The organism is Verrucomicrobium sp. BvORR106, from assembly GCF_000739655.1.
In the GTDB taxonomy this organism is placed as follows: Bacteria; Verrucomicrobiota; Verrucomicrobiia; order Verrucomicrobiales; family Verrucomicrobiaceae; genus Verrucomicrobium.
The window spans coordinates 90703-111263 of record NZ_BATR01000164.1 but is presented as its reverse complement, the minus strand read 5'-3'; the positions used below and the strand labels follow the sequence as shown (position 1 = coordinate 111263).

General features: G+C 59.2%; 16 protein-coding genes. 8 read left to right on the top strand and 8 right to left on the bottom strand.

Going from position 1 to position 20561, the window contains the following annotated elements:
• Positions 1–365 precede the first annotated feature (365 nt).
• From BV106_RS29680 to aroB, 3 genes are read left to right on the top strand one after another with little or no spacing between them, the layout of a single operon-like run.
• Entirely contained in the window at positions 366–1904 is a 1539-nt protein-coding gene (locus BV106_RS29680; protein ID WP_038170884.1) for a hypothetical protein, read from the top strand.
• Between the two features lie 25 nt (positions 1905–1929).
• Complete coding sequence (locus BV106_RS29675; RefSeq protein ID WP_265596207.1) at positions 1930–3513, top strand: hypothetical protein; 1584 nt, start codon at positions 1930–1932, stop codon at positions 3511–3513.
• A gap of 60 nt (positions 3514–3573) precedes the next feature.
• Positions 3574–4659, top strand: coding sequence for a 3-dehydroquinate synthase (gene aroB / locus BV106_RS29670; RefSeq protein WP_265596206.1), 1086 nt, complete (start codon positions 3574–3576; stop codon positions 4657–4659).
• Here the strand turns inward: aroB and BV106_RS29665 are convergent.
• The gene (locus tag BV106_RS29665; protein ID WP_343123384.1) at positions 4656–7709 is read right to left on the bottom strand and encodes a M56 family metallopeptidase; all 3054 of its coding nucleotides are present in this window, start codon (positions 7707–7709) and stop codon (positions 4656–4658) included. The two genes, aroB and BV106_RS29665, sit on opposite strands and share 4 nt — an antisense overlap.
• 248 nt (positions 7710–7957) lie before the next feature.
• Here BV106_RS29665 and dprA point away from each other — a divergent pair, with 248 nt between their 5' ends.
• Entirely contained in the window at positions 7958–9061 is a 1104-nt protein-coding gene (dprA, locus tag BV106_RS29660; protein ID WP_051946484.1) for a DNA-processing protein DprA, read from the top strand.
• Between the two features lie 9 nt (positions 9062–9070).
• Here dprA and lnt read toward each other — a convergent pair whose 3' ends face one another.
• Both lnt and BV106_RS29650 read right to left on the bottom strand, forming a co-directional pair.
• Complete coding sequence (lnt, locus tag BV106_RS29655) at positions 9071–10813, bottom strand: apolipoprotein N-acyltransferase (RefSeq protein ID WP_038170876.1); 1743 nt, start codon at positions 10811–10813, stop codon at positions 9071–9073.
• Positions 10814–10945: 132 nt separating this feature from the next.
• Positions 10946–11518: a hypothetical protein gene (locus BV106_RS29650; protein WP_038170874.1), complete on the bottom strand. Its 573-nt coding sequence runs from the start codon at positions 11516–11518 to the stop codon at positions 10946–10948.
• A gap of 80 nt (positions 11519–11598) precedes the next feature.
• Here BV106_RS29650 and BV106_RS29645 point away from each other — a divergent pair, with 80 nt between their 5' ends.
• On the top strand, positions 11599–13128 hold the full coding sequence (locus BV106_RS29645; protein ID WP_343123383.1) for a TCR/Tet family MFS transporter: 1530 nt from the start codon (positions 11599–11601) through the stop codon (positions 13126–13128).
• Here the strand turns inward: BV106_RS29645 and BV106_RS29640 are convergent.
• Positions 13115–14173: a hypothetical protein gene (locus BV106_RS29640; RefSeq protein ID WP_038170997.1), complete on the bottom strand. Its 1059-nt coding sequence runs from the start codon at positions 14171–14173 to the stop codon at positions 13115–13117. The two genes, BV106_RS29645 and BV106_RS29640, sit on opposite strands and share 14 nt — an antisense overlap.
• A gap of 36 nt (positions 14174–14209) precedes the next feature.
• Positions 14210–14962: an RraA family protein gene (locus BV106_RS29635; RefSeq protein WP_038170870.1), complete on the bottom strand. Its 753-nt coding sequence runs from the start codon at positions 14960–14962 to the stop codon at positions 14210–14212.
• A gap of 133 nt (positions 14963–15095) precedes the next feature.
• Here BV106_RS29635 and BV106_RS29630 point away from each other — a divergent pair, with 133 nt between their 5' ends.
• On the top strand, positions 15096–16592 hold the full coding sequence (locus BV106_RS29630; protein ID WP_051946482.1) for a family 10 glycosylhydrolase: 1497 nt from the start codon (positions 15096–15098) through the stop codon (positions 16590–16592).
• A gap of 43 nt (positions 16593–16635) precedes the next feature.
• Here the strand turns inward: BV106_RS29630 and BV106_RS29625 are convergent, their stop codons facing one another.
• Positions 16636–16827: a hypothetical protein gene (locus tag BV106_RS29625; RefSeq protein WP_265596204.1), complete on the bottom strand. Its 192-nt coding sequence runs from the start codon at positions 16825–16827 to the stop codon at positions 16636–16638.
• Between the two features lie 37 nt (positions 16828–16864).
• A complete protein-coding gene (locus tag BV106_RS29620) occupies positions 16865–17659 on the bottom strand; it encodes a class I SAM-dependent methyltransferase (RefSeq protein WP_051946480.1) in 795 nt (264 codons plus the stop codon).
• Positions 17660–17802: 143 nt separating this feature from the next.
• Here BV106_RS29620 and BV106_RS29615 point away from each other — a divergent pair, with 143 nt between their 5' ends.
• Positions 17803–18309, top strand: a complete 507-nt coding sequence (locus BV106_RS29615; RefSeq protein WP_038170866.1) for a hypothetical protein — start codon at positions 17803–17805, stop codon at positions 18307–18309.
• A gap of 92 nt (positions 18310–18401) precedes the next feature.
• Positions 18402–19562 carry a right-handed parallel beta-helix repeat-containing protein gene (locus BV106_RS29610; protein WP_038170864.1) on the top strand — a complete coding sequence of 387 codons (1161 nt, stop codon included), beginning with the start codon at positions 18402–18404 and terminating at the stop codon, positions 19560–19562.
• 8 nt (positions 19563–19570) lie between these two features.
• Here BV106_RS29610 and nadC read toward each other — a convergent pair whose 3' ends face one another.
• Positions 19571–20422 (bottom strand): carboxylating nicotinate-nucleotide diphosphorylase, encoded by an 852-nt coding sequence (gene nadC / locus BV106_RS29605; RefSeq protein WP_051946479.1) that lies wholly within the window; start codon positions 20420–20422, stop codon positions 19571–19573.
• Between the last annotated feature and the right edge of the window lie 139 nt (positions 20423–20561).

The following is a 20561-nucleotide window of genomic DNA, read 5'->3' as shown; positions in this document are numbered from 1 at the left end:
GAGTGGTGATGAGCTGAGGGAGACTGCGCTGAAGTTTCTACCTTGAATGCCATTGAACACTGCGCACATCACGTGGCGCAGACCGCCGCAACTCCTTCGGAGTAAGCAACTGCATTCATGCACCCAACGTAGACTCGCTGGAAGCTCGCCAACGTTGGGCTTGTAGCCGCATCCTCTTCGAGGAAGGGCTTGGCTGGAGGCTTGCTCGAAAAAGTCTCCTGTCGCCGTCTTGGAGATGATCTCGAGATGAGTTCCCCCTTAGTTGGACCCGGGATAACGCAGGGCCAATGGTGAAACGGAGAGGATGGCTCAGAAGCTTCTTGAACGGGAAAGGCGGTTGCCTGTACCTTCCAAGGCACCTCCTAATGAAGTTGCCGTTTGTCTGCCTCTCTGTGTTGTTTTGCTTCGCCAGTGTCTCAGTGGCCCAGCGGCTGGACTGGAAGGCTGACGAGTTTTTGCCCCTCACGTCATTGCCTTGGTGGGAGCACGATCAGTCGATGCCCGATGTCCTGGAGAAGATTTTCAAGGAGCCCGATCCCGAAGTGCGGTATCCCGTGCTGGCTGAGTATTTTCGCAAGCATCTGCCAGGGTCGGAATTGGAGGCAGCATTTGAGCTCTGTGTGAAGTTGGAAGGCACTCAGCGCCCAAATGATCTGGTGGGGCTTCTGTTACCATTGTGGGCTGCGCGTGAGCCTGAACAGGCTTTGGCCAAGACAAAGGAATTGATGGAGTGTGTGGTGTTGGAAGGACATCCATTGGACCTCGACAGGTGGGATAATCGTCCCTTGCGAGTGGTGAACCTCAATGCGTTCCGGGCATCTTCATACTGGTTGAACGTCTCATCCCTAGGGGGATTGGGGCCTGCGTTGGCGGATCCAGGACGGCCTGGCGAGCTTCGTAAGCAGTTGATGAGAGACTACGCGAATCTCTTCATCGACAAGGCGGGGACATTGCCCAATTCACCTGCTTCAGGCTATTCCGCACGAGACTTGGAATTGAATCAGGTGCTCGAGCTTGCGGCGGAGAATCTGAAGACGCGTCTGCAGGCCGTAGATGAAGCACATCGCAAGTCGGCGGCGATCCGCGCTGGGGTGGCAAGACTGATGGCTATGCAGCCTGCTGCTGCTGAGGAATGGATTGAGCTTTTGCCCATCGACAGTGACTTGCATTGTCATCTGCTGCTCTGGTCTAAGTTGGATCGATCTGGAATGCTCGAGTGGATCGATGCACCCCGCCTCACGAGCGACACGGTCAGGAGAACGGCTCAGGGAATTCTGATGAGCAGCGTTGAAGCGAATGTTCGGAAACGCTGGATTGATGCGGCCTCGCGAGTCGCGGAGAATCCGCCATCCTCGCTTGTGGAGTTGCTGGAGGCATGGAGCCGTGTGACCTCCTTGCAAGCGCTGGAAGCCGCAGGCAAATATGGCGATCCCGACATCTTGTGTGGCGTGGCAAATGAGGCCGTCTATCCAGGGGCCTCATCTTACAATCGAAGTCATCCGGGTTTGGAAGCAGTGCGGGGTTATGATTTGCGTCGTGTTCTCCCGGACATGTCAGAAGAGGCAGTGCAATCGGTTGTCTGGCATTGGGGTTACACCGAGATGGAGCAGTGGTTGGAGGTCGATGCGGGGGAGGCGGCTCGATATGGTTTTGAGTATCTCACTCGGTTTCCGGACTCCAAGGCCATATCGAGAGGGGACCTGATCAGATTGCTGAAGGGGGACGATGACGCGGCTTCAGACTCCGACATGATTGACCGGACCCTGTGCGCGCTCCGCTTCTGGGCCATGTGGAAGCCGGATGAGATGCGGAATTGGATTGCCGGATTGGAGGATCCTGAAATGCAGAAAGCCCTAACTTGGACCCTGGAGAATCCGTGGGGGAAGCGGGCAAGTGGTCGCTGAGTTGAAAAAGTTGATTCTCTAAATCATGAAAGCGCGGCTGTTGATGATCATGATCTCGCTGATGGCGATTCTGCCAGCCTCAGCCCAGCGACTGGACTGGAAGCCTTCAGATTTTGCTCCATTGACGCGAGTGCCATGGGACGATGAAAGGCTATCCATGCCAGATGTGCTGAAGGTTCTGTTCCAAGAACCTGATGTGACGGTCCGGTATCCCATGTTGGCCGAATACCTTCGCGAGATCCCTGTGGCGAATCTCGAGTCAGCATTTCGATTGAGCGTGGTATACGAAGGCACACAGCATCCTCGCGCGCTCACGTCATTTTTCCTGAGAGTATGGGCCGAGCGCGATCCCGAAGGTGCATGGCGCAAAGCAAGAGAGCTGCTGGACGTGACTATTTCTCACAACCTTCTGGATCTCGCCCGCTGGGACTGGGGCAAGGTGACTGCAGCCAACCCAGCGGCATTCCAGAAGTCTTCGTTCTGGATCATGCCAGAAGATGTCGCGGCGATTGGCCCAGCCATAGAAGCCTCGGAACTGCGGAAGGATGAAAAGATCCGTATTTTGAAGGAGTATGCCGCAGCATATGTCGATCGCACGGGATCGTTGCCTCCTTCGCGTCTGCCTGATGGACCATCGGGGGATGATGTCTCTATTGACGGCAGTGGGCTGGTCAAGATTCTCAGGAGTAGTGGGGATTGGAATCTGAACCATTTTGCGAGCTTGCTACCTGAAGGTCCTGAGAGGCGGGTTAGCATGGTTCGTTGCCTCAGTGTGAAGCCTGAGTTTGCTTCGAAGCTTGTCGACTTGGCCCTCGACATGGCTCGCAAGGAGGAGAACGGCGGCACGGTCGATGCGGAACAACAGACCATCACGTTGTCGTTCCTATCGCTTTGGGCGCAACTGGATAGAGCCTCCATGGAGGCTTGGGCGAAACGTGAGAACCCGAAGTTCAGCGAAACGGGCATGGCCGCACGCGGTATCCTTCTTGAGCATGTGACCGGGGAGTCGAGGAAAGCATGGCTGGCGGAGGCGGATAGGGGTGGATATTTGCCTGCCCTCTATGGATGTTGGGCTGAGGTAAGTCCCGTTGAGGCATTGAAGGCGGGTGCGATGCAGGCAAGCCCCGACCCACTCTCAGAAGTTCTCTGGCATGCGGCATATCCCACCGGTGGAGCTTTTAACCGGAGTCATTGGGGACTGGGAGCCTTGCGTGATTTCGATATTGGCAAGTGGCAGACCGCTCATTCAGGACAAGGGCTGGTTCATTTTCCCGACGGTTGGGGCATCCTGGAAATGGAGCGCTGGCTGCAGATTGATGTCGGAGAGGCGGCTCGCTACGCTTATTCGTTCATCACGAGCCCTGCCTTGATGGAACAGTATCCTCGTTCCATGCTGATCAAGGTATTCTCCGGGAAGAGCTTTGACTCAGACGACGATGGTGCCTTGGATCGGACCTTCTGCGGAATGCGATTTTGGGCCATGTGGAAGCCAGATGAGATGCGGAAGTGGATCTCTGGCTTGGAAGATCCCGAAATGCGGCAGGCACTCACCTGGATGGTGGAGAATCCTTGGGGTTGGGACTCACTCGAGGACAAAGCCAAGAAGTGAGGGAGGTGGTGCTAAAACCCGCTTGCGCTCGGCTCCTCCCCGTTCATGACTGGGAGTTCCATGTCCGACTGCCTCTCTGTCCGCGTCAATCTCGCCGAACGTAGCTACGATGTCTATGTGGGGAGCGGCTTGCTCCCGCATGTTGGTACCTACGCGACCGAGCTTCTGGGCCGGAAAAAGTGTGTGGTGGTGACGGACACCAACGTCGAGCCGCTTTACGGCCAGACGGTGATCGACAGCCTCGAACAGAGTGGGATCACGGCCACACTGGTGGCGGTGCCCGCGGGAGAGCCTAGCAAGGCCATGGCGGTGGTGGAAGACGTTTGCCGTGAGATGCTGAAGGCAGGTTTGGACCGGAAGTCCTTTCTCGTCGCATTGGGCGGGGGCGTGATCGGGGATTTGGCAGGGTTTGCCGCCTCGATCTTCCTGCGCGGCATTCCCTTTATCCAGGTGCCCACCACGGTACTCTCCCAAGTGGACAGCAGTGTAGGTGGCAAGACGGGGGTGAACACCCCTGAGGGCAAGAACCTGCTCGGCACGTTCTATCAGCCCAGCCTGGTGCTGGCGGATGTGGACACCCTCTCCAGCCTCCCAGAACGGGAGTATCGCGAGGGGTTCGCAGAGATCATCAAACACGCTGCGATCCGGGATGCCTTCATGTTTGAAGCCATCGCCGAGGTGGCAGAGGGCAAAGGCGACCTGGCAGCGTTGATCCACCGCAATGTGGCGATCAAAGCCCGCATCGTGGAAGCCGATGAACATGAGCTCACGGGCGAGCGCGCTCTGCTCAACTTTGGGCACACCATCGGCCATGCCATTGAGGCCAGCGCTGGTTATGGCCAGTTGCTCCACGGCGAGGCCATCAGCCTGGGCATGATCGCTGCCGCGTCCTTGTCCGCTCAACTCGCGGGTCTGCCTCCCGTGGGGCGCGCCAAGATCGCCAACATGGTGAAGCTTTTCCAACTGCCCACCCGGCTGCCAGAAGGGATGACGACGGAGACGATTCTGGACTACATGAAGCACGACAAGAAGTTCAGCGAAGGCAGCATCCGGTTCGTGCTGCTTCGTGCCCTGGGAGATGCGTACGTGAGCAAGCACGTCACCGAAGCGCACATCATCAGCGCGATCAAAGGGCTGCGGTTTTAGTTCGCGATCTGCCGTTGAAATTGCTGCAAGGGGGCGTCGGGCACAAGATACGCTTCGAATGCTTGGATTCCTGGTTCAGCGGGGAGCGTGAGATGGTGTTTTCCGGGAGCCTCAAAATTGAGGCTCTCAATGGTCAACCTCCCATCTCCGTCGGTGAATTGTTCTGCCTTGTTACTTGTGTAAAGGTGGCTCGTGTACCGCAACCTGACTGGTTTGTTGCGGCAAGGTGAACCGTCCGGCTCCAGTATAGTGACTTGGATGGGTGGGCTCGGACGGACGGTGAAGATGAACTCACGAATTGGATTCTCTTCATCGATTGCAAACAATGAGCTTTCGATGAAGAGCGAGCGAGCGTTGAGCATCAACCGGTATTTGTTGCCAAATGGAAGGTTCGAGATGTAGATAGTTTGAGAATCCTTCAAGAATTCGATCCTTGGGGCTATGGGAGGTCTTGAGGTGCCAAGCTCGCTATCGTCCAGAACATCACCTGAGACATTGCCAAGACGTTCGGGGAGTTCCAGCTTTGCGATAACACTTCCTGCTGGAATCAAGGCCAGTTCGTGTATGACAGGGGATGCGCCTGCAGTGACCACGAAGAAAGGAAACCTTCCGAACAGGGTGTAGCCTTTCAGCCCATGCCCCTCGGTTGATACCTGGGCTCCCAGAGGCGCGTCGAATTGCAGGGAGTTGTTCTCCACCCTGACAAATTTCGGTTTGGCTTGGACGTTGAATTCGACTTCACCTGAAGCCCGAGGACCGCCTCTCGGAGGGACCAGATTAAAGATGATCTTGCGGGTCTCTCTTTGTTCTTCGGCGAAGTTGGCCGGCGGCGTTTCGGTGATTCCTGATCGAGTGATGTACAGATCCAGGTCGCTCAGCGAATGAGCGAGGTCTCTTTTCCAGGTGAGTCCTCGTCCCAAAACTACTTCCAAGGGGCCTGGAGAAAGTTCTCCTAGGGCGACTCGTTGGTTTCTGAGCCCGCGGTCCATTGGGATGACTGATCTCCAACCCACACTCAGTTGCCAATCGTTTAGCTTCGGGAGATCGAGCGTGGAAATCGCTGAGAACTTCACACCTGCTGCGAGTTCAGGGAGGATGCCAAGCGGGTCGTGGATCGTTGCGTCAAATTTCAGCCCTCTCGTGAGATGGACTTGCAGATGGTTGGGGCGACTGGCCCCACCTTGCGGGATGAGCAATGCCTTGGGGGCATATCCAGGCGCCTTTACGATCACACCATACAGACTGGACGGATGACAAACATCCAAGTCCAGGCGGCCTTCTCTGTCTGAAGCAGTCGAAGCGAGCGGGGGCTGTTGATCAGACCAGCTATTGAAGGAGTTTCCCCAGCCGCGACCTCCGCAGAACGCCCAGGCGCCTTCGACGGGGTTCCCAGTCTCCTGGTCGAGCACCTTCAGCGTGATTGGAGTGGCCCGCTTCAAAGTAAGAGTTCTCACTTCGCCCGGTAAAAAACGTATGCCCCCAAAAAGGGTCCATTCATAACCGTGGGCAAACGCTTCCAACGTGACACGGGACGAAGCTGCAACATTGCCGAAACGAATTCGGCCGTCTGATTGAGATTCAAACGGAGATCGAAGTTGGAAGGCGCTTCTTTCGGGTGCCGGAGAATCCACAGTAACCATCGCGCCAGGGATTGGTTCGCCAGCCTCGTTGACGATCATTAGTTCTGCTGGGAATCCTTTTTCGATTCTTACCTGATGGGAGGCTGCGCCGGATGCAAGGTCAGGCGAGGGTATCCTCGTAGTGACCGGAGCGTACCCATCAGGCCAGGCGGAGACTTGTGCCCACTGCCCTCGCCCGCGGACATTGAAGCTCGACGACACATCCGTCTCGAATGCGTCTGATATTCCAATAGAAAACGTTGCGATCTTCGTGTTCACCACAGGCAAGGTTACTCCGGCGTCGTCAACCAGTTGTGCTCGAGCCGTCCATTGGACCTCGGACTCTTTTGGTAGATTGATCTCGATGGCAGAGATTGAGGCAATCCTCTCCTCATCGGTCATCGCGCGGGCCGCGCGAGGCACGGCGATAACGGCGAAGACTAGCGACAAAGCTGTCACCGCATGGATCATCAGACCCGGATGCCAGAGGGGGCACAGACCTTTCGGGCTAGAATCGGCTGGCATACGGAGAATCCTTTGCAGCCGCGTCAGCAGGTGATGGTGTCCTGTGGCAGCCAATGCAAGTCTCTCATCCCGGAACGTTTCCAGTTGAGCCAATGCCCTGGCATAGACCTGACGATCTGGGTTTATGGAAATGACAAAGTCATCGCAGGCGAGTTCAGCCTCCCATCTGACCCGGCGGACCAACTCTCTAGCCGCAGGGTTGAAGAAAAGCAGAGTTTCGATGGCTGTGAGTGCCAGATTGATCACCGGATCCCGTCGTTTGAGATGGGCCAGTTCATGCAGTAGCAGCGTCTGCAATGACTCTTGGTCCATCCTGCCAATCAGCTGTGCTGGAAGCAGAACCACTGGACGAATCCAGCCAACGACCAGGGGCACAGGCACAGCGGGGGAAGCCAGGATCTTGGCAGTGTGCAGACCGATTCTGGTCAGAAGTTGGCCAACGTGGGGCGGCGCGACCCACGAGGAGGCTCCCAATCTGATGCGAGCGAAAATCCGGTGCCCAACCAACAATCGCAGGGTGAGCAGTACGATGCCCAGCACCCATCCCAGAGCAATGATTGCGGTCCAGTTGAATCGCCACTGTGAGATTGAGAGAGGCTGAAGCTCGTTGGAAAATGGCGAGGACAACGAGGTCTCTCTATTTACGCGTGGGGTGGATAGAGTTCCCGGCGACATCGTTGTGGGAGCGATTGCAGGAGCCTCAGAGCGGTTCTGGAGGGCGTAAGACGTGGCAGTAGCTCGGCCCAACCAAGCTACGGTTGTTGGTACACAAAGCGTCAACGACGCGATTGCTGCCAGGCAGATCCGATGACGTACTTCTGGGGAACGTCGTCGGCACAGTGCCAAAATGGTGGCCGTGACAGCTAGAATGACCAACCCCTGCCATAGGGAATGGAGCAAGCCCATCCCAAGATGATTGAGCCAGGGGGAGTTGATGATCGAGTCCATAGATCAAGCTGCTCGCCGATGTGTGGTAGATGTACGATGATTATCGTATAAAATGGCATAGGTAGTTTGATTTGGTCAACGATAATAATCGTACTTGCTCCGGAGAGTTCACATTGGACCCCGGCGCGTGGTTGACACACGCGAGGGCAACTGTACAAATGAGTAGTTGTTTCTCTTCGCGTTGACCTTTGCCACTCAGTCCTCCCATGACCCGTACCGAAGCCTATCTCGTTCTGAATCTTCTGCCCAAAATCGGCCCGGTGAGGGTGCGGCGATTGGTGGAGTGGTTTGGCGGTCCGGTGGAGGCGTTGTCCGCTTTGGCATCAGATATCAAGCGGGTGGAGGGCTTTGGGGAGGAGCTGGCTCAACTGGTGGCCGGGTGGGAAGATCGCGTGGATCTGAGCCGGGAGCTGCGAAGGATTGCCGAAGAACAGATCACGGTCCTCACGCAGGATGACGCGAGCTATCCCAAGCTGTTGAAACAGATCTATGATCCGCCGCTGGTGCTCTACGTGAAGGGAACGCTGCTTCCACGGGACCAGCATGGCATTGGCATCGTGGGGTCACGGCATGCCACCCAGTATGGCTTGAGCACGGCCAAGAAGCTGGGATTCCAGCTGGCTTATGCAGGCTACAGCGTGATCAGCGGCCTCGCTCGAGGCATTGATACCGCGGCGCATGAAGGAGCGCTGGCCAGCAAGGGAAGAACCATTGCCGTGATTGGCTCGGGCTTGGGGAAACTGTACCCGCCGGAGAATAAAGCGCTGGCAGAGAAGATCGCCGAAAACGGAGCCGTCATCAGCGAGTTTCCGGTGGACTGCCCGCCGGACAAGCAGACTTTCCCCATGCGGAATCGCATCGTGAGCGGCTGGAGCTGCGGGATTGTCGTCGTGGAGGCCCCGGGGCGAAGCGGTTCTCTCATTACGGCGCAACAAGCTGTGGAGCAGGGGAGGACGGTCTATGCCGTGCCGGGCAATATTGACAGGCCGTCATCCCAAGGGTGTAACCGGCTCATTCAACAGGGGGCCAAGCTCATCCTGGATGGTGGGGATGTCCTGGATGATTTGATGACCCTGTTCCCGACGGAGCCTCAAGCGCCACGGGTGGAAAGCGTGCAACCTGGCGTCACTCTGGCGTTGGACGAGGCCGCCGTGTTCGAAGCCATCGGCTCCGGGGAAGCGCATATCAATGAAATCGCCGGACGCTGCACCACCCTTTCCGGCCCGGCGGTCTCCGCGACGCTCATGAAGCTCGAGATGAAACGCGTGGTGAAACCCCTTCCGGGGAAGTACTACGTGAAGCTGGTGTAGCTCTTGGTTCTATTTCGTGTTGGCTCCTGAAGCTGTTTCGGCGGGGGCGGTCTTTTGCTTGCGGGAAAGGATGAACTTTCCTGCGATGGTGAGACCGCAGAGGCTGAGCATGATGATGGAGAACAGGTCGCCAAAGCGGGCGTAGAAGGTGAGCTCCGGCTTCTTCTCGATCTTGACCTGTTGATCCAAGACACCTTTTGTGAAGACGCTGCCTTTGCGATCCAGCAGCTTGGCGCCTTTGGGGATGCGTCCTTGGGCGTCGATCACGCAGGTCACCCCGGTGTTACAGGCCCGGGCCATGGGACGCCGAAGCTCGATGCTGCGAAAGATGGCGTTGGCCAGATGAACCTCGTTTTCTTCACTCTGCAGGAACCAGCCGTCGTTGGTGAGGTTCACGATAAGCTGCGGGGCCTCCCGGACAAATTTCCGGGCCAAGCGGCCTACGGTGTCTTCGAAACAGACCAGCGGGATCAACTGGACGCCTGAGGGGCGGTCAAGCAGGAGGGGCTCGGTGGAGGTGCCGGGCTGAAAATCTCCCGGGAGCACGTTCCCCAATGCGGCACGCACCAAGGGGATCTCCCGGAGCGGCAGGTACTCGCCGAACGGGACGAGATGGATCTTCTGATAAAGCTGATGATGATCAAAGGTCCCCTTCATGAGGGCGGCACCCGTGTACATCGCTTCATTGGGAAGCTCGATGTCCGTACCCGTCAGCAGGGAAAAATCTCCCATGCCAAGCACGTCATTGAGGAAAGGAATGTGGTTAGGATCATGGAAGCGATAGGGGAGGGCGCTTTCCGGCCAGATCACGAGATCGGGCTTGTTTTCGGATGGCCGGGTGACAAAGAGCTCGGTAAGCCGCGCCAGGCCATGGTAGATTTCCTCGACCCCTTCCCCTGTGCCTCGCGCCAGGAATTTTTCCCCCTGGGGCAGATTGAGCTGCACCATCAGGAGGTTGAGACGCACGGATTCTCCGGAGGGCCGGGAAAGCTGGTACACTCCGTAGCCAAAGTTGGTGAGGAGCAGGCAGATGGCCAGAAAGAAGTCTGCATGCGGTCGCACCCGGGAAGTACGGATTTCCTGACGGAACCGTAGAACGGTGTTGTACCCGATCGCGGCCACAAACACCGGCAGGAAGGAAAGGCCGGTTACTCCCACCAGATCAGCGCTCTGGATCATGGCAATGTTGGAATGGAGCGCCACCCCGAGGCCGTTCCAGCCAAACCCGGTCATGACGATGCCGCGAAGCCACTCACAGGCCACCCACATGGCTCCCGTCAGGAACGCTGAGCGCAGGGACTCCAGCGAGACGCTGAAGAGTTTTCCAGAGTCTCCGTCGGTCGGCAGTCCATCAGCGCTGATGCGAGGCCGGGCGATGGTGGCGGCGAAGGAACCCCACAGACCCCAGTAGAGGGACAGATACAGGCTCAGGCCGAGTACGGCCCCCATGCCCATCAGCTCTGGTCCCCAGCCCATCCATTCGTTGCCAATGGCTCCATGGACCACCCGGGAGGAATGTCGGACCCAGGCAAGGTTGGGCACGAAGAAAGCCAAGCCAGCGGCGTAGCCGACCTTGAATCCGTGCCGCACCCTGGATTTTTTCCTCTCCAGGCTAAAGAGCCGGTTGCTCCAGAGGGCGTAGAGCACTGGGAAGATCCAAAGCCAGGCGAGGAGGCCGACGTTCCAGCGAGGGTAAGCAAACGTGAGGGCAAATCCGCTGACGAGGGCAAGGAGATAACGGGTGAGCCGCATGGGGCACTCCCTTCATGCAAACGGAGGATTCGTGCAAGTGGCGGATATGGCAGGTGCAGGGCGGCTCGGGACCGGGCAATAAAAAAAGCGTGAGCCACACAAGGGTGACTCACGCTCAAAGAGATGGCGGGATCAGTTTCCGAAGAGCTTCTTCAGAATTCCACCAGGACCGCGGGGGCGATCCTTGTCGCGATCATGGTCATGGTCGTGGTCGTGATCATGACGGTCTTTGTCCTCAGCACGAGCGAAGAGGTAGCCCTTCTGGTCCTCCACCTGTTTCACAAGTGAGCGGGTCTGAAAGAGTACTCCCCGAGTCCGCTCCGTCAGGCGCAGATCCCGGCTGGCGAGGGAGACCTGATCCATCGCATTTCTCAGGGAGTAGAATGTGCCCTGAAGCTTGCGGGGAGACTGGCGGGACTCCACGTCCGACCTCAAGGTGTGGCTGGCAGCCTCCAGACTCCGGGTGGCGTCCAGGAAGCGGCGCTCATTGCCACGAGGGGGGCCTTGCTTGTGACGGCGGAGATCAGACTCATAGGCGTCCACCAGCTGATGGGAGGTGCTGTCGAGCTGGATCACTGCCGCAGGGATACGATCCCGATCGCGGTCACGGTCGCCTTTTGGGGGAGCAGCGCTGGCAGAGGTGGCGAGGAGGGGAATGAGCGCAAGTGCGGCCAATCCGGTGGAAAGCAACTGGTTCAGTTTCATGGCGTTTTGGGGAAATAGTGTCACGCTGCAACTGACGAGGTTGCTGAGCAATCTATTCATCCGATGAAAATAAATCGTCGGTGGGAGAGACGTGGCTGCGGCCAAATAAACAATTCGCCGGAATCAACCTGTTTTCCCCTGAGGAAACATTTTCATCACCTGGAAGCAGGTCCTCGCTATGGTCGCCGATGGCCCGTCCGAAGCCCGCCGTCATTTTTATCTTCATCACCCTGTTCTTGGATATCTTCGGGGTCGGGCTCATCGTGCCAGTGCTTCCCAAGCTCGTCGAACAGATGGAGGGAGGGGACGTGTTGCATTCCGTTCATGCGTTGGGGTGGCTGGGGGCGATCTATGCCCTGATGCAGTTCGTTTTCTCGCCGGTGCTCGGGAGCTTGTCCGACCGGTTCGGACGGCGTCCTGTCATTTTGCTGGCGCTGCTGGGTTCTGGGCTGGATTACTTGTTGCTCGCCTGGGCCCCCAGCCTCCTATGGCTCTATGTTGGCAGGGTGATTGCGGGGATCACCGCGTCGAACTTCAGCGCTTGCAGTGCCTACATCGCTGACGTCACCCCACCGGAGAAACGAGCTGAGGGCTTCGGCATGATTGGCGCCGCATTCGGTCTGGGTTTTGTAGCTGGGCCGCTGGCGGGCGGTTGGCTGGGGGATGTGGGGCTTCGGGTGCCGTTTCTCGTGGCTGCCGGCATCACTCTCTTGAACTTCCTGTATGGGCTCTTCGTGCTCCCAGAATCTGTGAAGCGGGAAAACCGCCGCCCCTTTCAGTGGGCCAGTGCGCACCCCATTCGTTCCCTGCTGGCACTGCGGAGATGGCCCATTGTGGTGAGTCTGGCTGAGACGCACTTCTTCATCCACCTGGCGCAGAACATTTATCCCAGCCTCTGGGTCCTCTACACAGGCATCCGATATGGCTGGGACACCAAGCACGTCGGCGCATCACTGGCCATCGTTGGCATTCTGATGGCGGTGGTCCAGGGAGGGCTGGCGGGGAAAATTCTTGGCGTTTTGGGAGACCGGAAGGGGCTGGCCTTTGGTTTGCTGGCCACGGCACTGGGCATGGTGGGCTATGGTCTGGCCACTCAAGGATGGATGGTTTATCTGGTGCTGGTGGTAGGAGCTCTGGGCTGCATTGCTGGCCCGGCCGCGCAGGCGATGATCACGCGCGAAGTGGGGCCGGATGAGCAGGGGGCCGTGCAAGGGGCGCTCAACAGTCTCACCAGTGTGGCAGGGATTGTGGGGCCTCTGCTCTGGACGTGGCTGTTTGCCATTGGGATCGGGACTGACCCCGCGAAGATGCAGCCCGGGCTTGGTGATATGGTGGGGGCCACCGTCTTTCACCTCGCTGGTGTCATTGGTCCCGCGGCGTTCGCGGGCGTGACGGCCACCCAGCTTGGCGAACCTTCCCTCGGCTCCTGGCCGGGACTGCCGTTCCTCGGGGCGGCCGTTGTGACTTTGATCGGCCTCGTAATGGCTTGGCGGGCCGTCGGGCGGAAGTCTCCGATGGATGATGATTGGGAACCGTCACCGCACTCGACGACTCAGAGCCTCAATAGAGACTCGCCCAAAGACGACCGGGACAAGATCAGCGTTTCATGAACCACACCTGCGGGGTGCGATAGCCGGGGCGGGCTTCACCACTGGGAATCACCCAGCCTCCCTGCCAAGGAGTGACCGGTGCGGTGGCCAAGGAGAAGGGTACGGAGGCTAGCTCCACCCAAGTGCCAGTGCGGGGCGAGAAGAGCAGTCCGTTCTTGGGGAAGCCGGGATGGTCGGTTTCCGGTTTGAACCCCACCTTGCTGCCATCATCACCTGAAGCAATCACCAGCCCTTCTACAACGGAGGGCGCAGGGGAAGGGGCCGCAACCGCTACGCGAGGCAGATCGGGCAGCTTTTCCCAGCCACTGCCAGCAGTGTATCGCCAGGCGTCCTTCAACCAGATCCGGCTGGGCTTGCCATCTGGGCCAGGCTGTAAGCCCGCGCCGCCAAAGAGGTAAAAGGCTCCTTCCCATGCGCCTGCCACGGCCAGCATGCGGGGCGTCCCGGGGCAGGGGGGAAGTTCCTGCCAGTATGCATTGGCATCGCTCAGGCGGAGACTCCATAGGGTGGCCATCGCCGAGGTCGCATCGGTCCGCTCAATCCCACCGGAGAGATAGAGGACGTCATTCACCAGCGCCCAGCTCATGTTGGCGCAGGGTTTGGGAAGTTTGGGGAGGGAGCGCGTGACCAGCTTCCCTTGATCGAGCCGCAGGGCAAAGACATCTGCCACATGTCCCGCAGAGTGGCTGCCCCCGGCGCAGATCACTTCATCCCGCCAAGTCACACTCGCGCCATAGCCCAGCGGTTGGGGAAGCTGACCTGCCTTCTGCCAGGTTCCGGTGGGCTGGTTCAGCGCCCACACCGTGTCATACCAGACCTTGGTCCCGCCTTCCCAGGGGCGTTTGCCGGGAAAGTTGGCCCCACCTGCGGCCAGCAGCGTGTCGTGACTGACGCCACTGTACATGCTGGCAAAGCCCTCCGGGTCCGGCAGGGCGGGCAGCTTTTCCCACTTCAACGAAGGTTCAGAGGCGGCAGCGGTTGCCATGGAAAAAGTGACAGCGGCCAGACCAGAGATCAGTGACCGGAGATGACGGGGAAGTTTCATGGATGACTGGTGAATGAGAACGGTCGCCATCGCTGGCTACCACTCGCCATCTCTTTGGAATTTCGCCCGAGCCGCTTCCCCGAACTGACGCCCCGCAGCTGCCAGTTGATCAAGGATCTGCCCGGCCGCCAAACCTGAGGTGCCCCGCGCGGCAGGGATCACGGTGTTGCATTCGTTCGCGTCCATGAAGCGGGCGGCATCCAGGAGTCCTGATTCATCTTCGGCAGGGACGGCGAGGAAGCCGTGTTTGTCCGCGTGAATGAGCTGGCCCGGCTGGACGGGGGTGCCGAACACCTCGACCTCACAGTTCCAGCGTACCGGGTGAACGGCTGCATGCCCTACGCAAAGGCGTCGTGCCAGGGCTTTGAATCCCGCGTTGGTCATCTCATCCACATCGCGAATGGCTCCATCCACGATCGTGCCCACGCAGCCCAGGGCACGATGCATGTTGCTGTTCACCTCTCCCCAGAATGCGCCGATCACCCCCGGTTTGTCCAGATCCTGCACAACCACAATCTTCGGTCCGGGCACACTGGCCACATATTCCCGGTATCTCAGCCAAGCGTCGGCCAGGGTGCGGTGGTTGGGATTGCTGGGCTCGATGACCACAGTCACGGCGTACCCGACCATGGGACCCATCTGGGGCATGTAGTCCCGAGTCTCCTCGCGATTAAAGCCGTCTGCACAGGGATTGCGGCGGGTGATCTGTTCCCAGCCGTTATAAATGGTAGGGGTGTTCCAGCGTTTGAGTTGCAGCAGGTCAGCGTGGGGTAGGCGGGGAGCATTCATGCAAAGAGAGCGACTGCGGACTTTAACGCCGGGGAGAACCGATCTTCACTGGTAAAGCGAGCCGACCAGCCGGGCTCGAGTGAGGGGATTGGGAGCTTGCGCAACGACGCATTTCAAGGCATGAAGTGCGCGCATGCCCCCCTCCTTCTTCCACCGGATCCGGGTACGCCTGGCCATCTCTGTCGCATCGGCGTTGGCCGCAGGGTGGGTCCCATCCTCTGCGCCCGGTCAAAGCCAGGTGCCGCCACCCCCTCAGCCATTGCGTGAGTTCCGCGGGGCCTGGGTGGCCACGGTGCGCGGCATTGATTTTCCGTTCGAGCCCGGCGATCCCACGGCGAAGCAGCAGGCTGAGCTGACGGGCATTCTCGACAAGGCGGTCACACTCAAGCTGAACGCCCTCATCTTCCAGGTGCGGCCGGCGGGGGATGCGGTCTATGCGTCGAACCTAGAACCCTGGTCGCCGTGGCTGACCAACGAGATGGGCAAGGCGCCCGATCCGATGTGGGACCCGCTCGCGTTTTTCATCAAGGAAGCTCATGCCCGTGGTATCGAACTGCACGCCTGGTTCAATCCCTTCCGCGCCCTGAGCGGCCCCAAGTACAAGGGGGCAGGAAAGCACATCACGATCACGCACCCGCAGTGGTGCATGAAATACGGTGAAGACACTTGGATGGATCCTGGTGAGCCGGGCGTGCGGGCCCATTCCCTGGCAGTGATGCAGGATGTGCTGACGCGGTATGATGTGGATGGCGTCCACATGGATGACTACTTCTACCCCTATCCCGTGAAGGGGGCACCCTTCCCGGATGACCGCAGCTACGGTGCCTACCAGAAAGCGGGTGGAAAGCTGGGCAAGTCTGACTGGCGGCGGGAGAACGTGAACACCTTTGTGGAAGAGCTCTACAATATGGTGAAGCGGGAAAAGTCCTGGGTCCGTGTGGGCATCAGCCCCTTTGGCATCTGGCGGCCCAACAACCCGGTCGGCTACGCGAAAGGGGCGCTCGATCCCTACGAAGCCCTGGCCGCAGATTCCCTGAAGTGGTTGCAGCGCGGTTGGGTGGACTACATGGCTCCGCAGCTCTACTGGCCGAATGAGCCCAAGAACCTGAGCTTTGCCGCGCTCTATGACTGGTGGCTCTCGCAGAACACTGCCCGCCGGCACATCTGGCCCGGCATGGCCTCAGACCGGGTGATGCAGGACCGTCAACCGCATGAAATCCTCCGCCAGATCGGCATTGTTCGGACGCGGGCGGCCTACATGCCGCCAGGCCACTTGCACTGGAACTATAGCGCTCTGGGGAAGAACAAAGGGACGTTGGCAGATTTGTGCCGTCAGCGGGCCTACCAAGATTTTGCCATTCCGCCCTCCGCTTCGTGGTTGGGGATGGAGAAGCCGCTCACTCCGGTGATGAATGTCTCAGGCAACACCGTCTCATGGGACTACCTGGATGAGCGCATGCTCTCGCTGACCAAGTGGTGGTATGTGCAGACCTATGAGAACGGCAACTGGGTGGGCAAGCGGTTGCTGCCGACCGAAGTGAAAATCTACACCATGCCCCCGGGGGCCAAAGCGGTGGCCATCCGGGCTATTAGCCGCTCCGGAGTGGCCGGGGACCCCGTGGTGCGTTGATTCTTGATTCAGTCGGGCTGGCCCGAGGAAATATTGCGCCGCTTCAGAGGGGCGGTGCCACGTACGCACCAGCGGAGGGTGGCGGGGTACGGGGGGCAATGGATTCGTCAGCCTTGTGTTCGATCTTCTCGCCCAAGATCTGCATGTCCTGACCGAGACCTTTGGTGGCCATGCAGGAGGAGAGGAGCAGGGAGAGGGCTCCCAAGGCCAAACCAAGCAGAAGGGTATGCTTCATGCCTTCAAGGTAGTCATTGCTGCCAGTTTTGTGCAAGTCAATTGCGTCGCAAAACCAGCACGATGTCCGCATAGCTGTCATCCAGCTTCCGAAGGTCTTCGGCATCGTAGTTGAAGTCGTGACAGGCCACGCAGGTGAGGTCCGGGACTTTGCTTAGCAGAGCCTTGAGCTGGCGCGCATTGTAGGTGCGGAACTGCCAGCGCGTTTCCTGAATCCCGGTCCGGCCATCCTGGGTGATGTGCAGGCGGGTGCGCAGATCCTCCCGGCGAGTCTTGCGATCTGCTGGCCACGTGTGGGTATTGCAGATGACCTTGACGCCATCGCGCTTTCCCACCCAACGCTCGTGCTGTTCGTTGGGATCGTCGTAGTCCGTGAGGTGCAGGCCCAGGACATAAAGCCCGCCCTTCCGGAGGCTGTCGGCCACGCGCTGTAGGTGGGAGGCCGCACCCGCTTCCTCCATCACGTACTTGAAGGTGCTGACCAGGCAATGGGCGAGGTCGAATTTCGTCTTCGCTTTGCGGGGAAGGTTGAAGTCCTCCATCCGGTCCTCCCACACTGTCCCTTGGGCCTTCAGTTCCTCCAGTCGCTGACGGGTGTAAGCCGTCATGTTTTCGTTCAGGTCAAAGCCCCACACCCCATGACCTCGTTGTGCCAGGGCTGCCATGAGCCGACCGGACCCGCAGGCGGGCTCCAGGATCTTCAGAGGTTTCTCGCCAGCTTTCCCTCCATGACGTCGCATCATCGTCTCCAGGAAGGCGACCTCCTTGTCCGTGTCCTGGTCAAAGATGATGTCGTAGTAAAAGGGCGTGTCGTACCAGTCGGCGAGAGTCATGGCAGGTGTCGGGAGCAGGCGGGGCAGCCATCATGGCGGGGGCTGGTCATCAGTTCAACCGCAGAACCGAGCCTGGGGGCGAAGGCTGGGAAACGCAGCCGTGCACTTGCGGCCGGGAATTCTCTCGTCAACGTATCAGTCTCGTGTCGTCCCTACCGCCCGCCTCCTTCCAGACTCCGCGCCAGATCTTTGCCGCCTTTGATCGCGGGGATCTCTCGCGGGAATCCTTTCGTGAAGCGATGAACGAACACGCCCTCCAGCTCATTGAGGAGATGGAGGAGGTGCATCAGAATCCCGTGGCAGCCTGGATGGAGCACCTGAGAAGCCGGCGGGCCGCTGGGAAGCTCGGCCGGGAGTATGGGGAGGCGATGGTGCGTGAGTTGTTGGTGGCGCTCTCTGAGGTGCCCGAGTTTCCCCTGGCGCGATGGATCTGGAACGCTGACCGTCCCCACCTGCCGCTGTATTGCTTTCTCCGGCCCAAGGCGGAACCTGTGTTCAGAATTCAGAAGATCGTCTGTGCGCCTTTTGTCGTCATGGTGCGGGTCGAGTATGGCAGCAGTGAGAAGTCTGCGACCGTCCGGGAAAAGTTCACCTTCACGCGTGATCAGGTCGGTCGGCTTCGCATGTCCGGGCGGGAGCGGGTCAAGTGACGCAGGCCAGATCTGTCTGACTGACTGCGTGCCTGCATGCATGTGGCTGAAAATACCGGGGCGGGATGGACGTATTTTCTTTCCTCGCACTCATGTCCCAAACCATCTCCTTGCTCCGGCCCTGGCTGTGGTTCACTTGTCTGACCCTCGGCGTGATGTCGGGGGCGGTGGCGCAGGCGGGCACCGTGGTCTTCCCCCCGCCAGATGTCCAGAAGTTGGCGGACGGTAGTAATGACTACCGGGAAAGTCTGGGGAAAGTGTTAGGTTCCCTCAAAGCAGGTGACACCCTTCTGATCCCTCCGGGAGAGTACCGGGTGGTGCTGGGGAAGGGGGGACTGACGGTCCCGTCAGGGGTCACGATCTTGGGGCAGGGGAGGAAGTCAGTATTTGTTCTGACCTCCGAAGGGGGCGACAAGGAATACCGAGAGTTTCTGCGCCCGCAGAGCGGAGTGGTGCTGGAGGGCATCACCATGGAGCGTCGAGGTGCCTTTCCTCTGGTGATGATGCCTGTGGTGGGCAAGGTGGAAGGGCTGACGTTGCGCGGTTGCCGCTTCATAGGAAACTCGGCCAGTCATCCCGGAACTTACTGCCATGCGCTTCAGGTAGGGGGCGGTGATTTGACCCGGTTTGAGATGGATGGGGTGGAGATCCGTGGCTGCACGTACGGTCTCTTCCAGTCCAATCAAGCCAAGGGCAGTGTGGAGGGCGTGCTGGTGCGGAACTCCGAGTTTGCGGAGAATGAATCTTCCGATCTGGAGTTCAATGCTCCCAACGGCACCATGCGTGACATCCTGGTGCGTGACTGTGTGTTCCGGGACAACCGTAGCAAGAACGCCTCCGGTGGATTTGCCGTCGGGTTTGCCAATGTTCAGAAGGCGACTGTACAGGACTGTCGGATCGAGAACTACGGGGCAGAGGCATTGCATGTGGAGGACCGCTCTGCCGAAGTCCTCCTGAAGGGCAATACCGTGGTGACGACTTCCACCCTGCAAAACAACGGCATCATCATGGTGGTCAATGCCTCACATGGCGTCGTGATCGAGGGGAACTACGTCGATGCCCGTCGCAACAGCAATCCTACCCACATGATACTGGCCACGGCTGGAGGTTCGAAGTTTGAAAAGCCTACCGGAGTGGTCGTGAAGGACAACATCCTGATCATGGGGGTGGCGACCAAGAAATGGTATCTGGAACCCGGAGTGGAGGCCTCGCCACCATCCGGGAACAAAATCATCGCATGGGACGCGCCCTAAGGGCTGCGTTAAAGGAGCTCCAGAGAGAGGTCCAGCGCCCGCACCGTGTGGGTCAGCGCGCCGATGGAAATGGCATCCACACCGGTGGCCGCGTACTGAGGCAGCGTGTCGAGGGTGATTCCACCGCTGGCTTCCAGCAGCACCCGCTTGTCCACCAGAGCTACGGCCTGGCGGAGCACATCCGGGGGCATGTTGTCCAACAGGATCACGTCCACGCCTTCGAGCTTCAGGAATCGTTCCACCTGTTCCAGGGTGTCGGCCTCCAGCTCGATGCGGACCCGTGGGTGCTTCTGATGCACGGCGTGAATCGCGGCTTGCAGGTCTTCCTGGCGGTCATCCGCCAGCAGGTGGTTGTCCTTCACCATGACCATGTCATACAGGCCGATGCGGTGGTTGGTGCCACCGCCGCATTTGACGGCATGTTTCTCCAGCAGACGCCAGCCTGGGGTGGTCTTCCGGGTGTCCAGAATCTTCACCGAATGCGGGCGCACTGCCTCCACATGACGGCGGGTCTGCGTGGCGATGCCGCACAGGCGCTGGAGGAAATTGAGAGCGGTGCGTTCCGCCGTGAGGATGCTGCGGGTACGGCCAGCCACTTGGAGGATGGTGTCCCCCGGCTCGAAAGGAACGCCATCGTGCCGCTCTAGGTGCACCGAGAGTGAGGAGTCCACTGCCTCAAACACCTGTCGTGCGATGTCCGCACCGGCGGTGACTCCGCTTTCTTTGGCGAAGATGCGGGCCTTGGCCAAGCTGTTTTCCGGCACGAAGAACTCGGACGTGAGATCTCCGGTGCCCACATCTTCGAGCAGGGCGGCCTGGATGAGAGTGACAGCGGATTCGGGCAGAAAGGTGTCAGACATGGGGAAGGGGATACTTCAAACGGCAACGCTCACTGTGCAAGGAAAGTCCGATTCCGCTTTTGGATTCCCTCACTGCCCCAGAAGCGTGCCGCCATGTCTTGTTTTCTTTGCCAATTCACAGAGAATTCACCCGCCGTTC